Raw genomic sequence first — 13,918 nt, forward strand, 5'->3', positions numbered from 1 at the left:
CGGCCGCGCGCTCCCGCCGCCCCCGGCGGCCGCGCGCTGAAGGACGGACGGCCGCCGCCCGACGGATCGGCTCGGCACGGGCGGTGAAAGCTCCGCCGATCGTTCGCCGCTCGGCGCTCACTCGGCGCGCATTCGCACGGTGGGTGCGCGCACTTCGCGCAGGGGGATGTCGAGGGCGGGCGTGAGGGGGAGCAGTCGAGCGTGCACGCGCACTACGGAGCGGGGGGTGACGGGGGCGGCAGCCGGCGCGCCGCGCCTCCGAAAGGGGACGCCGGGCTGTACTTTCTGGGAGCGCTGCACGAGCTCGTCGCCATCGGCCTGCACCGACCGGCCCTCGACGCGCTCTGCGCAGGGCAGCGCGACATCGCCGAGCCCCCCATCGACCGCGCCTACCTGATCAAGATCCTCGACGAGGAGATCTCCCGCCAGTTCGGGCACCCGCTCCGGCCGCTCATCGAGCTCGTGCTCAACGCCGCCGACGCGGCCCGCGCGCCGCAGCCGCTCGTCGACGTCGCCGTCATCGACGGGCGCGTCGACGTCAGCGACACCGGCGCCGGCATGGGGCTCCGGGCAATCCTCTCACGGCTGCTCATCCCGTTCGCGACAGACAAGCGGCCCGGGATCGATCTCGGCCGGTTCGGGGTCGGGTTCTTCTCGGTGCTCGGCCTCGGGCTCTCGGACCCGGAGAGCTTCAGCCTGCACCTCACCACCGGCGACGGCATCGAGGGGTGGGCGATCCGCGTCGTGGCCTGGCCCAGCCTGGGCGACGCGCCCGAGCGCACCCCCGACGAGCCCGAGCGCGCCCGCGGCCGCGCGTCGCCCGAGCTCACCGCCGCGCTGATGTGCTCGGTGCGCCGGATCGCGCCGCTGCTCGGCACGCGCGTGCGCGTCACGTCGTCGCTGCTCGAGTCGAGCGCGGTCCGCGCTTACCTGCGCGACGCGCTCCACTTCTTCCCCGCGAGCCGCGCCCTCGTGCTGCTCGACGGCGCGGCCGTGAACGACGGCCGGCTGATCTCGGGCGGTCGGCTCGTCGAGGAGCGCATCGCGGCCGCGCCGGCCGCCGACGCGGACGACCCTCCCGCGGCGAGCGGCCCGCGCCCCACCGCGGCGAGCGGCCCGCCCCCCGCCGCGGCGAGCGGCCCGCCCGCGGAGGAGGCGCGCGCCCGCCTCGCGGAGGGGCGCGACGGCGCGCTCGTCGCGCGCTTCCACGTCGGCGGGCGGGCGCTGCTCCCGAGCATCTCGGCGGCCACCTTCCACGCCGGGGTCAAGGTCGAGGCGTGCCTCGCCGTGGCCGAGCTCGCGCTCATCGACTTTCCGGCCGCCGTGGAGCTGACCGAGGGGCGCGACGCGCTCAAGGTCGGGCCGGCGTTCACCGCGGCCGCGACGGCGTTCTACCGGCGGCTCATCCAGATCGCCGCGGAGGGCGGCGAGGGCCGGCGCGCGCGCGACCGGCTCGCCGAGATGGCCGCGCAGATCAGCGCGCTCATGCTGCAGTCCGCGGGCTGGGACGAGGTGGCCGTCGAGCTCGCGCGCGCCCTGCTCGGCCCGGGGCGCTGCATGGTGAACCCCGAGCGGCGCGAGGCGCTGCTCGGGTTCCTCGGGCCGAGCGTGGCCGATCGGCTCTTCGTGCCCGAGAGCTTCTGGGCCGAGCGCGAGTGGCAGCCCCACCTGCCCGGCGAGCGCGAGCTCCTCGAGGACGAGCTCGAGTTCGACCCGCCGGAGACGCTCGCGGCCCTGGCGCGGCGCCGCGGCGATCTCGCCGGGCTGCCGCTGCTCGTCGCGCGCGCGGTGAGCCCGCACACGACCATGGTCGCCCTCTGCCGCGGCCGGCCCCAGGCGGGCGGCGGCGCGGGCGCGGCGGCGCGCCGGGCGCCGGGCGCGCTCCCGTCCCCGGACGCGCCGGCGCGGCGCCCGGCGGGCCCGCTGCCGTGCCTCGGCACGCGCCGGCTGCTGCTCATCCGCGACGACAGCGCGGCGGTGCGGCGGCCCGCGGGCTGGTGCGACCGGTACGCGCTGCGGGCCGCCTTCGACCGGGCCTCCGGGGTGCGCGAGGCCGATCTCGAGCGCGATCTCATCGTCGGCGAACCCGTGGACGGGGCGGCGTGCGCCGCGCTCGGGCCCGGCGAAAGGACGTCCGGAGGCGATCCATGACCCAGATCTCGTACGGGCTTTTCTCGGAGCTGCTCCTCGTGCGGATCCACGGGCGCGCCGAGGCGTACCTCCAGGCGAGCAGCGCGGAGCGCCTCGCGCTCGTCGCCGCCTGCCGCGGCGAGGCCACGGTGCCCGACCTCGCGCAGCGCATCCTCTCGCGCACCATCTACGCGCAGGCGTCGTCGCGGATCGGCCCGCTCCGCGAGCTGCTCCAGAACGCGCTCGACGCCTCGCCCCCCGGCGCCCGCATCGACGTCCGCTCGACCGAGGACGGGCGCGAGATCTCGGTCGCCGACCAGGGCCGCGGCATGAGCCGGACCGAGCTCCTCGCCGACCTGCTCGTCCCCTTCCGGAGCGGCAAGGCGGGCGAGCCCGACGCGATCGGCGAGCACGGGATCGGCTTCTTCTCGGCGCTGGAGATCGCGCCGTGGATCGAGGTGGTCACGGCGACGCCCTCGGGCGGGCACCGGCTGCTCGTGGCGCCGCTCGGCGCGGGGCCGCCCTACGACGACTTCTCGTGGACGCTCCTGTCCCTGCCCCGCTCCTCGGCCGCGCCGCCGCCCGGCCTCGCGGGCGCCGCCGCGCCGCCGCGCCGGTCGACGACGGGCACCTCGGTGCGGCTCTCGCTCGCGCAGCCGATCTCGCGGCCGGCGCTCGCCGCCGAGGTGGCCGCGGCGGTGGGGCTCGTCGACCCGGCCGTCGCGCGGATCTACGTCGACGGCGCGCTCGTCAACACGGCGCGGGCGCGCCTCCGCCGCGCCGCCGAGGTGCCGCTCCGGCTGCCGCCGTCGGGCGAGCTCTGCGGCGCGGTCGAGCTCCTCGTGGGGCGGGGCGACGGCGTCGAGCCGCAGCTCACGATCACCCAGAAGGGGCTCACGGTGGCGACGCGGATCGACCCCTTCCCCGGCCCCGAGCTCGGGCTGCACCGGGAGCTCGCGCGCGCGATCACGGCGGCCGGCTTCGGCCTGGTCGCGGAGCTGCCGCTCGCGGTGCCGCTCAACAAGGGCCGCTCGGCGGTCGCGGCGAGCGCGTCCACGGCCGTCGAGGCGGCGCTCGTCGCCGCGTTCGAGCGCTTCATCCTGCGCGACGCCCTGTACGACCGCGAGCTCCTGCGCGCGGTGGATCACCGGCTCTCGTCGGTGCTCGACCGGCTCGTGCAGGCGGCGCTGCTCGGCGAGAGCATCACCATCGCCTCCGCCCAGGTGGTGGACGAGCTCGATCCGGGCGCGCGCACCCCCACGGTGGCGGCCCCCGAGCAGGTCATCCGCTTCGCGAGCGGGCTGCTCGACGCGCCGCTCTTCCGGTCGATCGTGGTCGACGCCGGCCCGCGGCCCCCGGGGGCGGCGCCGTCCGCGCTGCTCGGCCAGCTCCACGCCCGGAGCGCGCCGCTCACGCTGCGCGAGCTGCTCAAGGCGCACCGGGACGGCGTGCTCCGCCCGCTCGAGGCCTCCCTGCCGAGCGGCGCGCGGAGCGCCGCCCGCGCGCCGCTCGGCGGCACCGCGGCGCCCGAGGCTGCCGGGCGGGAGGCGCCGGGCGCGCGGGCGGGGGAGCTCGTGTACCTCGCGATCGACGAGCCGCTCGCGCAGGCGTTCTGGCGGCGGCTCGCGAGCGAGGGCGCGGCCTCGCCGCCGCTCGCCGAGGCCGCCGCGGCGGCGCCGCAGCGCCCGTCGAGCGCCGCGCCGTGCCCGATGCCGCGCACCTCGCGCGACGCGCTCCTCTCGATCGCGGCCGAGGTGCCCGGCGTCCGCGCCGTGGCCGCGGCCATGACGGTCATCGAGCGGCTCGACGCGGCGATCTCGGAGGCGGCGGATCTGCCGACGTCGCCGATCTGGGTGCACCAGGATCTCTACGGCCCCGACGAGATGGCGCACACCGACGGGAGCGGGATCAGCGTGAACATCGCCTCGTCGCGGGTGCGGACGCTGCTCACGGCGGTGCTCCTGCGGGACGACGCGGCTGCGTTCACGGCGCTCACGGATCTGCTGCTCCACGAGAAGACGCACGTCTCGCTGGCGAGCTACGTCCCGCGCCCCACGGCCGAGCACGGCACGAGCTTCTACCGCCGCAAGGACTGGATGCGCCGCCGCCTGCTCGCCGCGATCGCGAGCGGCGCGGTCGCCGACCCGATGCGCTGGCTCGCGGTGGCGCGGCGCGGCCTCGCGAGCGCGGCGCTCCCGGCGCCGGTGGAGCTGTCGCGGGCGTTCCAGTCGGCCGCGGCGGCGGCGTGAGGCGGTCGGGCGGGCCGGAGGAGCGGCGTGCGCGAGGGGGAGGCGTTCAGCGCGAGCCGAGGGGTGTCCGGCGGCGCCGGGGTGAATTGAAATTCAAACCGGAGGCTGTCCGGAGGTGGTGTCCGGAATGGTTCCGTGTCAGGCGTGGATCCGGACACTCGCGCGGCGCGTACCGGACACCCTGTCTACTGAGTAGACGCGGAATCTGTCGCGACGCCGCTTCCTGGCCGGCCAAACATGGATCACCGAAGCACCATGTTGACAACATCGCGCGAAGGTGCATTGTCGCCGCTCGACGCGCGGACGCAGCCGTCCATAGGGGCGCTCGGCTATGACATAGCCTGGCCACAGGCTTCCTGGAATGCCGGGAAACACAGCGGTTTCGTGTTACCTTCAGGGCACAAAGCAAAGCGCCCCGCCCTCGGCTGCAACCGGGAGCGGGGCTGCGAAACATCCGGCGGTGGGCCCGTCGGACGCGCGTCGCACCGCGATCATGGGCCAGCGCCGGGAGAAAGGCAAGCTGTGCCCGCACCTCTCCCGCTGGAGACGCGCGTTCGCGTCGTTTCTGCGCTCTGCGAAGGCAACTCGATCCGCGCGACCGCGCGCATGATCGGCGTCGACAAGGAAACCGTGATGGCGCTTGCCCTGCGCGTTGGCGAGGGCTGCGCCCGCCTCCACAACCGGATGATGCGCGACCTGGCCTGCCACGTCGTGCAGGTGGATGAGCAGTGGAGCTTCGTCCAGAAGAAGCAGTCTCGCGTGAAGCCTGACGAGCCGGAGGAGCGCGGAGACGCCTATCTGTACGTCGCTCTGGACGCGAACACGAAGCTGGCGATCTCGTTCCACGTCGGCAAGCGCGACGACGTGAACACGCACCTCTTCATCGAAGATCTGCGGTCGCGTCTGTCCGTCGTTCCGCACATCACGAGCGATGGGTGGCAGTCGTATCCAAACGCCGTCGGCTGGAACTTCAAGGGCGCCGTCGACTACGGCCAGTGCGTCAAGAACTTCAGCCGTGGCGGGTCTCAACGCCCTGATTACCGTTACGAGCCGCCGCGCGACCCGTTCATCACGAAGAAACCGATCTTCGGCGCGCCGCGCGATGAACTCCTGTCCACGTCCTACGTGGAGCGGTTTAATCTGACCACGCGCCACACGGTCGGCCGCACGCGCCGGCTCTGCCTGGCGTTCTCGAAGACCTTGCGCGGGCACTGCGCCGCGGTCGCGTTGGGGATCTGCTACTACAACTTCGTGAGACTCCACGGCTCCCTGGGCACCACGCCGGCCGTTGCGGCGAGGGTCGTCCCGAACCCGTGGACGCTCGCGGAGCTCGTGACCGCTGCGCTTGCCGAGGGCGAGACCGCACCGCCCGCGCCGCAGCCGCTCAAGCTTCAGGTGCGGCCCGGCGCAGAGGAGCGCCCTGCTCGCGAGCTGCCCGGTGGCCGTGGATTTCTCAGGTTGGTTTAGGCGATGACGGATCCGGCCATCGTCGCCGCAGCACGATCGGTGATATCGGCGTCTCCGTCGCTTCGCAACATGCAGGCGCAAGGCGAGTTGCCAACTTACCTACGAGACGGCACCATTGGACACACGATCGTGGTAAAAGATCCGCAGAACTGGCTTCATATCGTGGACGACTATGGAGCCACAATCCGTTGGATTAGCGACGGACACCAGCGGACTTGAGGTCTTTCTCGATGATGTTGCCAATAATGTCGACGGCTTCGTCTACATCAGTTGGCGAGTCAGATCGCATAACGAAGCGCTGATCTGAAAACGTAATCTCATGCCCGTCTCCATTGGGGTTTTTGCGCACGCGCAATGTGCCCGTAGTGCGAAGCTGAATCGGCTTATTGCCAGCAGAAACGTTTACAATCGCAACAACCTGCGAAACCGCAGCGCCATGCTTGTCAACGTACGTATACCTGTCTATTGTGTTGCACTTTTCTGGCGCCACGATTTCCGCCAACTGCGCCCCTTCGCCCAGGTGTTCCAGCAGTCTGGATACTAGACTCTTCTGCAGCGAAGATGTCTTCTTCTCATCCTGCGTAAGCTGATTGGATACGTTCAGCTCAAGCTGAATTCTCTGAAGTCTTCCCATGTGACACTCCCGCGCGTGATAAGCCGTGCGGACGACCCTTGACGAGCGGAGCGGAATAGGGCACCATGCCCTCAGTGCGGTGAGAGCCGTTCCCGGTCCGCCCGTCGGATCGGTCCAGAGAGGCCGGGTCTAGCCACCCGGCCTTTCGTCTATGGACGCGACCTTTGTTTCGACGAGCAGTCAAGCGCGATCTGTCGCCGGGCTGCTAAATCGGCCCGCGAAACGGGACAAAGTGAACAGGTGGTAGATCTTGCGTCAGCGACGCCGGAGGGCGCGAGCGAGGGCCGCGCGGGCGATGCGGAGCCGGCTCGCTGCGGTCCCCGGGCTCATGCCGCGCGCCTTCGCGTACTGGACGAGCGACGCCGGCAGGTCGACGGCTAGGAGCGCCTCGCGCTGCCAGGGCGGCAGGTCGGCCAGAGCTCCCAGCATCTCGCGCGCTTCAACCTGCGCGTGGACGCTCGCCTCGGGGGTGAATTGAAATTCAAACCGGTACCGCTCTCAGCCTCGATGCCCACCCTGACCCTGATGGTTCCCGTCATGATGGCCGTCCGGAGCCTCTGCGCTCGCCCCCGGCGCTGGCGCCCCCCGGGGCGGTCGCTATAGACAGCGCATGAGCGACCACGACCCCGCGCCGGCGCCGCTCGGCGGGGCCGAGAAGCCCGGCGCCGCGCCCGCCGACGACCGCGAGGCCTTCGAGCGCCTGGCCGCCGAGCTCGGCCCGCAGCTGCGCCTGCATTGCTATCGCATCCTGGGCTCGCTGCACGACGCCGAAGACGCGCTGCAAGAGGGGTTCGTGCGGGCGTGGCGGGCGTTCGACGGCTTCGAGGGGCGCGGCACGCGCAAGGCGTGGCTCTACAAGATCGTGACCAACGTCTGCCTCGACCTGGCCTCCCGGCGCAAGCCGCGGGCGCTCTTGCCCGAGGCGAGCGGGCCTTCCGACCCGACGGTGCCGCCTTTGCCGCCCTCGCCCGAGCCCTGGTGGCTCGAGCCCTGCCCTGAAGCCTGGTCGGTCGAAGAGGCGGTCGGGCCCGAGGCCCGCTTGAGCCGGCGCGAGGGCGTGGCGCTCGCGTTTCTCGCGGCCATTCAGCTCTTGCCGCCGCGGCAGCGCGCGGTGCTGCTCATGCGTGACGTGCTCGGCTGGTCGGCCGAGGAGACCGCGTCGCTGCTCGACGTGACGACCTCGGCGGCCAACAGCCTGCTTTCGCGCGCCCGGGCGACGCTCGAGGCCGAGGCCCCGCTCGCGCGCGAGGCGCCCTGGCAGCCGCCCGAGGGCGAGGCGGCCGAGCTGCTCGCGCGCTACGTGCGAGCCTGGGAGGCCAACGATCTGACGCTGCTCGCGGCCGTGTTGCGCGAGGACGCCTTCTTGACCATGCCGCCCACGCCGACCTGGTACGCGGGGCGCGACGCCATCGTGAGCTTCGCCGCGCACAAGTCTTGCGGCGCGGCGGGCCGGCTGCGCCTTCTGCCCGTGCGCGCCAACGGGGCGCCGGCCTTCGTGGCCTACCGGCGCGAAGACGACGGCGCCTTCCGCCCGTTGCTGCTCCAGGTGCCGTCGCTCTCGCCCGGGGCGGTGGCGGCCATCTACACCTTCTTGTTACCGGCGGGCGCGTTCGAGCGCTACGGCGCGCCGGCGCGGCTACCCGGCTGAGGGGCGGGCATCTCGAACACCCCCGCCTCGCCGGGGTCCTCGGCACAGGCCCTGGGGCGCGCGGAGGGCTCGAAAAAAGTCTCGGGCGACCGAACAGTTTTCGCCGCCGGCCCGGTCTCAAGGGGGAGCGTGCCTCGAAGGATGGGGCACCGACCTCGACAGGAGCGCCGACGATGAAATTTTACGAATTTGCGCCGACCCGATCGATCCGTGTCCGCTGGACGCTGCAGGAGCTGGGGGTCGACTTCGAAGCGATCAGCGTCGACCTCAGGGGGGGCGAGCACAATCGGCCCGAATTTCGCAAGATCAACCCCGCCGGCAAGGTGCCTGTGCTCGTCGACGGAGACCTCGTGGTCACCGAGTCGGTGGCGATCGTGCTTTATCTCGCAGAGAAGTACCCACAAAAGCACCTTTTGCCGACCGATCTACGGCAGCGGACCGAGCTCAACCGCTGGCTCTTGTTCACCGTGACCGAGCTCGAGCAGCCGCTCTGGCGCATCGCCCGGCACCGCTCGCTCTACCCCGAGGCGCTGCGCCTGCCCGCCGACATCGACCTCGCCAGCCGCGAGTTCAAAGCGATGGCCATGGTGCTCGAGGAGCACATGCGGGGCCGCCAGTTCGTCGTGGGCGACAGCGTCACCATCGCCGACTTCGTGCTCGCCTACACGCTCGACTGGGGCAACGAGGCCAAGCTGCTGGGCGATTGTCCCGGACTTCTCTCTTATATGGAGCGAATGTACGCCCGCCCCAACGCGCCGCCGCGCATCGCACAGGCCCTGGCGAGCATCGCGGCCAAGTAGCCGTTAGGCCGTAACCGCCCACCCCTCGCCATGGTCGTGGCCAGTTGCGGCTCTCGCCGGGGTCGACGATGCTGGGCGCGGGGCGGCGCCTGCCTAAGGCCCGGTCGGACCCGAGCGGGCACGAGAGGAGCCGGGCAGCTTCTGCCGGCCATGCGGGGTGACTCTTCGTTCCTTGCCGCCGCCTCCAGGAGAGCCCCCGACGCCATCGCCATCGCCTTCCGGCGCAGTCACGGCACCAGCGTCGGGTGGCGCTGCGCCCGCGAGCATCTGCACGATCGCGTCGAAGGCGAGCTGCATCTGCCCGGGGTCGACGTGCTCGGCCTTCTGGCCGAAGATGTGCCGACGAAGCCGCTCCAGCTCGATGCTGGCGAGTTCGTAGAGCTTGCGGTACTCGTCCCGCTCGTGCGCGGCGCGCGCCAGCTTGTCCTTCAGGTCATGAATCTGCTCTTCGAGCGGCTTGCTCACGAGGCGCTGAGCACTCGTGACTTCTTGCTTTTTGAAGAGGCTTGTTAAATGAAAAGAAGTGGCTCTCGCCGGAATGCAGCGCATGCGCTGCCCGGCAGCGCGCGAACGATAGGTGAGATCAGGGGGCTGGGGATGATGCAGCCTCGGCGAGGCGGACCTCTCGCCGCAGCTTCGAAGGCGCAAGCGCGATGCCCTCGAGGATCTTCGCAAGCTCGGCAGCTTATGTGTCGAGGCGTTCGCCCACGTTGCCGATGGGTGGGGCTGTGACCCCAGGTGGGGCGGCGCTGAGGTCCGAGCTCCAGGAACCTATGGATGTACAAGGCTGCAACCGGCCGACTGCTTGAAATTGAGCACACCCCCGGCGGCTGTCCGAAGCCTCAGATGAATTGAAGTTCAAACCCGAGCCTGTCGCGAGCGGACTCTGATGTAAAATTTCACTCCAGCCCGAGGTTCAACCGCGGAGCCCGCGCAGCACGCCGAGAGAGGCACGCCCTCGACGCGCGGCGCCTCGGCGAGGACATCCACGGCAGCCCGTGATCCCGCTGCCGCACCGGCGCCTCGGCCGGCACACCACGGCACACAGTCCCGGAAGGCCAGCTCTCGCCCGCGTGGCCCCGGGCCGCGCCGATCAGCGGGCGACGAGGTCCTTCATCCAGGCGACGTCGTCGGGGTTCGCCCCCCCGATCTCGCCGGCCCACTGCTCGTCGGTCATGCGCTCGAAATTCCCGGTGATCTTCTCGAAGTACGACGACGCGAGCCCCACGTACGCGCGCGGCGTGCCGCACGGATCCGCGGTGACGACCATGAGCCGCGGCAGGCCAGTGCCCACGTGCAGCACGCGGCCGACCATCGCCCCGAGCTCGTCGGTCGGCTGGGTGTGCACGTCGGCGATCGTCGGGTCCTGCTCGACGCTCTTGGCCACGTCGAAGAAGAGCTGCGCGTACCAGCCCTCGGCGCCGAAGGGAGATCCGCAGCCCCACTGGATCTTGACGGCCTGGTTGATGAAGTCGAGGTGCTCCTGCGTGAGGGGCACCCCGGCGCGCTCGTTCGCGGCCATCTCGCCGAGCGTCCGCGCGACGCCGTGCAGCTTCGCGAAATACGCGGGCAACGACGCCGCAAGCCGGGGATCGCTGGACAGATCGAGCGACTCGACGACCCTGCCGCCATGCTCGGCCAGCTCGGCGATGCGCGCGTAGAACGCCGGGTACGGGTCGACGTAGGCGTCCGGGAACTCGCACGTGGTGCCGCCCGTATACGACTGCTTGGCGTAAAGGATGGTGTCGTGCCGGAGCTCGGCCCAGGAAGCGAGCTGCGTGTTCAGCAGGCGCCGGCCCCACGCCTCGGTCTTCGCCACCCCGGGCAGCCCCTCGGCCTCGGCGAGCGCCCGCGACGGCGAGAGCTCGCGCAGCGCGCCGAGCCAGCGGTTGTAGAGGTTCTTGCCCCAGAAGTCGGCCGGGTGCGCGTCGACGAGCACGCGCATCATGTGCAGGTCGGGCGCGTAGGAGAACTGCCCGAGCTCGGGCGCGAGCAAGAGGCCCGCGTGGTCGTTGCCGAGCGCGGCGAAGCCCACGTCGAGCGGGCTCGGCATCATGCGCTTGACGGCGCCGCCCTGCACCCGGTCGTAGACCACGTTCGAGAAGACGTGCGAGTCGACGACATACCGCTGGCCCAGCAGCGCGAAGCTCGCCGACAGGGGCAGGGTGCCCTTGTCGAGGCCGTTGATCATGATGTGGCTCGAGATCCGCTGCGTCCCGTAGCCCTTCTTCCCGACGACCGCGACGATCGTGTCGTCCGGGACGTCGGCGAGGCCGGCGACATCGTCGAGGCCGAGGTCCGCGAGCAGGGCGTCGAGCTCGGGGAGCGTCATGTAGTCGCTCTCGCCGACGAAGGCCTGGATCGCGTCGTCGATGCGCGTGTAACGGTCGAGGGTCTTCCCCTCGGCGAGGGCGCGCAGCGCATACGCGCCCTCGAGCTGCCGCCGGTGAAAGACCTGCTCGCCGTTCTCCTGGGTCTCGAGGAAGCGGAAGTCCACGCGGCCGAGCCACATCATGCTGCGGAAGTAGCGCTCGAGCGCGGGCATGCCGGTGTAGTGGCCGCGCGGCTCGAACTGGGAGAAGTCCATGAGCCGGTCGACGCCGAAGAGGCGCACCTCGCCCGCGCCCTGGTGGGCCTTGGCGCCCGCCACGAGCTCGTCGATCTTCGCCGCGTCGGCGCCCGCGACGGGCGCGACGGGCGTGTCGTTCAGGAGCGCGAGCGCCACGGCCGTGAACAGGTCGGCGTCGGCGCGCGCCTCGGCGCCGAGCTCGCCGCCCGCGCCCGCGGCGAGCCGCGCGCGCATCTCCTCGAGCATCGTCCCGAGCTCGGAGGACAGCGAGGCGAGCTCCACGGCCTTCAGGATCGCGTCGTAGGAGCGGTGGACCGCGTACAGGATGGAGTCGGCGGACACGTAGAGCGGCAGGTCGAGCGCGTAGATGCTCTCGTAACCATAAACGAAGGTCGGGAAGGTCTTCTTCTCCGAGATGACGAAGCCGTTCGCGGACAGCTTCGCGAGCTCGTCCTCGTCGAGCCCGAGCGTGGAGCCCTGGATCAGGGACAGGTTGTCGGCGTCCGCGGGCGCATACGAGAGGCCCGACGCGAAGTCGACGCGGTACTTCGAGGCGAAGTCCGCGGCGGTCATGCGCGCCGAGGACTCCCGCTCCTCGAGCAGCGCGCCGAGCTCCGCCTGCTGCTCGGGCCCGAGCGGCGATGACGGCGACGGCGATGACGGCAACGGCGGCTGCTCCGACGGCGCACCGCCGGCGTCGGACCGGGGCGGGCCCTCGCTGGAGCAGCCGCCGGCGAGGGCCAGGAGGAGCGGGACGACGGAAATGTGAAGGGACGTCCTGGGCATCGTGTTCCCCTTTCGGAGCGCGCCTCCCCGGAGGCGCGGCGAGCCCGACGCGGGCAAGGACGATGCCGGGCTCGCCGGCGCGGACTCGTGGCCTCTCAGGTCAAGCCGGCTTCGGCTTCTGGAGCTGCTTCATGGCGTATCCGATGCCGGTCTGCAGCGAGCCGAACGTGTAAATGCCGCCGAGATTGAACTCGAGCTCCATGAGCGCCACCGCGACCTCCGGCCGGATGCCGGTCAGCACCACCTGGGCGCCGAGGAGCTTCACCGCCTTCACCGCGTTGACGATGCCCTGCACCGCCCGCGCGTCGATCTTCCGCACGCCGGTGATGTCGATGATGACGATCCGCGCCTCGCGCGCCACGACGCCGTTGAGCAGCGTCTCCATGATCTGGGTCGAGCGGCGATCGTCCACGGAGCCGATCACCGGCATGGCCAGGATCTGATCCGCGATCGGCATGAGCGGCGTCGAGAGCTCCTCGAGCAGGAGCGCCTGGGTCTGCACCACCTGCTCGAGGCGCTGGCGCTCCTCCTCCTCGAGGCGCTTGCGCTCGGTGAGATCGCGCGCGACACAGACGAGCCCCTGGCTCTCCCCGAGGCCGCCGGAGATGACGGAGGTCGAGAGGGAGACAGGGACGATCTCCCCCGTCTTCTTCTGGAACGCCGTCTCCTCCAGGAGGACGCTGCTCTCGTCGTCGCCCATGACGCAGGGGAACGCGCCCGGAAAGATGCTGCTGGCGGGCGCGCCGAGGAGCTCCTCGGCGGCGTAGGCCGACAGGCGGCACGCCGCGGCGTTCACGCTGGTGATGGAGCCCGCCTTGTCCACGACGACGAGCAGGTCGCTCATCGACTGGAGGATGTTGTCGACGTACTCCTTGGACACCACCCTGGAGGCGAGCTCCTCGGCCACCATGTTCAGGCCGAGCGCGAGCGCGTCCCAGGCGTCGCCTCGATCGCTGACCTCCGCCCGCTTCGTGAAGTCGAACGACACGATGGAGTTGAGCATCACCATGTTGTCGTTGAGCCGGCGCTCCAGCCGCTCCTCCCTCGCCCGCCGCTCGATCACCTCCTGCACCAGCGCCTCGGCGGCGCGCTTCGCCAGGTCGAAGCTGGCCTCGCCCGAGGCCTCGCCCAGCGCCGGAGTCGCCCCGAGGAGGATCGAGCAGAGCTCGGCAACGCGAGATTCGGTTGACGGCTCTCCCTCGCTCACGAGCGGAACCCCTTCAGCCACTCGAGCGCGGCCGCCTCGTCGGAGAAGATCTTGGACGGGTTGGCCCGCTTCCCGTTGATCGCGCTGTAGACGGCCAGCCAGATGTTCGCGATCGTCGTGCTCAAGGGCGAGTCGGTCAGCATCGCCAGCGCAGGCCAGCTCGCCATCGACTCTGGGCCTCCGTAGAAGGACCGGGCGTCGCGATCGATCGCCTTCACCTTGGTGAGATCGACGAGCGCCGGCCGGCGCGCGCCGCTGGTGATCGAGTTGATACCTGCGATGACCTCCCGGGCGATCTGGAGCGTTTGATGCGTCCCGGGCGCGAACTCGACCCGCACAATCCCGTTCGCGTCGTCAAGCCAGATTCTGCCCGACGAGAAGGTTACCGCCGTGCTGTTCTCCATCCCTGTCCTCCTCACGCCGGCTGA

The 13,918-nt window shown here is 71.1% G+C and carries 11 protein-coding genes; 5 read left to right on the forward strand and 6 right to left on the reverse strand.

The annotated features are described in order from the left end of the window. Positions 1–201 precede the first annotated feature (201 nt). The 3 genes from WME83_RS38750 to WME83_RS38760 all read left to right on the forward strand — a co-directional run bounded on the left by WME83_RS38750 (position 202) and on the right by WME83_RS38760 (position 5,846). Positions 202–2,151 carry an ATP-binding protein gene (locus tag WME83_RS38750; protein ID WP_437314727.1) on the forward strand — a complete coding sequence of 650 codons (1,950 nt, stop codon included), beginning with the start codon at positions 202–204 and terminating at the stop codon, positions 2,149–2,151. After that, positions 2,148–4,379: an ATP-binding protein gene (locus tag WME83_RS38755; RefSeq protein WP_437314728.1), complete on the forward strand. Its 2,232-nt coding sequence runs from the start codon at positions 2,148–2,150 to the stop codon at positions 4,377–4,379. The genes WME83_RS38750 and WME83_RS38755 overlap by 4 nt, the downstream gene beginning before the upstream one ends. 522 nt (positions 4,380–4,901) lie before the next feature. Continuing rightward, a complete protein-coding gene (locus WME83_RS38760) occupies positions 4,902–5,846 on the forward strand; it encodes an IS1 family transposase (RefSeq protein ID WP_437314729.1) in 945 nt (314 codons plus the stop codon). A 193-nt stretch (positions 5,847–6,039) separates the two neighbouring features. Here WME83_RS38760 and WME83_RS38765 read toward each other — a convergent pair whose 3' ends face one another. Together WME83_RS38765 and WME83_RS38770 are read right to left on the reverse strand one after the other, a co-directional pair. After that, positions 6,040–6,480 carry a hypothetical protein gene (locus tag WME83_RS38765; protein ID WP_437314730.1) on the reverse strand — a complete coding sequence of 147 codons (441 nt, stop codon included), beginning with the start codon at positions 6,478–6,480 and terminating at the stop codon, positions 6,040–6,042. 255 nt (positions 6,481–6,735) lie between these two features. Continuing rightward, positions 6,736–6,909, reverse strand: a complete 174-nt coding sequence (locus WME83_RS38770; protein WP_437314731.1) for a hypothetical protein — start codon at positions 6,907–6,909, stop codon at positions 6,736–6,738. A gap of 181 nt (positions 6,910–7,090) precedes the next feature. Here WME83_RS38770 and WME83_RS38775 point away from each other — a divergent pair, with 181 nt between their 5' ends. Beyond that, positions 7,091–8,128 (forward strand): RNA polymerase subunit sigma-70, encoded by a 1,038-nt coding sequence (locus WME83_RS38775; protein ID WP_437314732.1) that lies wholly within the window; start codon positions 7,091–7,093, stop codon positions 8,126–8,128. A gap of 173 nt (positions 8,129–8,301) precedes the next feature. Beyond that, positions 8,302–8,928 (forward strand): glutathione S-transferase family protein, encoded by a 627-nt coding sequence (locus WME83_RS38780; protein ID WP_437314733.1) that lies wholly within the window; start codon positions 8,302–8,304, stop codon positions 8,926–8,928. A 93-nt stretch (positions 8,929–9,021) separates the two neighbouring features. Here the strand turns inward: WME83_RS38780 and WME83_RS38785 are convergent, their stop codons facing one another. The 4 genes from WME83_RS38785 to WME83_RS38800 all read right to left on the reverse strand — a co-directional run bounded on the left by WME83_RS38785 (position 9,022) and on the right by WME83_RS38800 (position 13,894). Beyond that, positions 9,022–9,393, reverse strand: coding sequence for a hypothetical protein (locus WME83_RS38785; protein WP_437314734.1), 372 nt, complete (start codon positions 9,391–9,393; stop codon positions 9,022–9,024). A 628-nt stretch (positions 9,394–10,021) separates the two neighbouring features. Then, positions 10,022–12,283, reverse strand: a complete 2,262-nt coding sequence (locus WME83_RS38790; RefSeq protein WP_437314735.1) for a DUF3160 domain-containing protein — start codon at positions 12,281–12,283, stop codon at positions 10,022–10,024. A gap of 100 nt (positions 12,284–12,383) precedes the next feature. Continuing rightward, positions 12,384–13,511, reverse strand: a complete 1,128-nt coding sequence (locus WME83_RS38795) for a PAS domain S-box protein (RefSeq protein ID WP_437314736.1) — start codon at positions 13,509–13,511, stop codon at positions 12,384–12,386. Then, positions 13,487–13,894 carry a DUF7793 family protein gene (locus WME83_RS38800; protein WP_437314737.1) on the reverse strand — a complete coding sequence of 136 codons (408 nt, stop codon included), beginning with the start codon at positions 13,892–13,894 and terminating at the stop codon, positions 13,487–13,489. Before WME83_RS38800 ends, WME83_RS38795 begins: the two co-directional genes overlap by 25 nt. Positions 13,895–13,918 lie beyond the last annotated feature (24 nt).

The sequence above is a fragment of the Sorangium sp. So ce385 genome (assembly GCF_051474135.1).
Taxonomy (GTDB): domain Bacteria; phylum Myxococcota_A; class Polyangia; order Polyangiales; family Polyangiaceae; genus Sorangium; species Sorangium cellulosum_D.

Coding starts and splice junctions, on each gene's coding strand:
- WME83_RS38770 (WP_437314731.1), bottom strand. CDS start 6,909: ATGCTGGGAGCTCTGGCCGACCTGCCGCCCTGGCAGCGCGAGGCGCTC.
- WME83_RS38755 (WP_437314728.1), top strand. CDS start 2,148: ATGACCCAGATCTCGTACGGGCTTTTCTCGGAGCTGCTCCTCGTGCGG.
- WME83_RS38800 (WP_437314737.1), bottom strand. CDS start 13,894: ATGGAGAACAGCACGGCGGTAACCTTCTCGTCGGGCAGAATCTGGCTT.
- WME83_RS38775 (WP_437314732.1), top strand. CDS start 7,091: ATGAGCGACCACGACCCCGCGCCGGCGCCGCTCGGCGGGGCCGAGAAG.
- WME83_RS38765 (WP_437314730.1), bottom strand. CDS start 6,480: ATGGGAAGACTTCAGAGAATTCAGCTTGAGCTGAACGTATCCAATCAG.
- WME83_RS38790 (WP_437314735.1), bottom strand. CDS start 12,283: ATGCCCAGGACGTCCCTTCACATTTCCGTCGTCCCGCTCCTCCTGGCC.
- WME83_RS38780 (WP_437314733.1), top strand. CDS start 8,302: ATGAAATTTTACGAATTTGCGCCGACCCGATCGATCCGTGTCCGCTGG.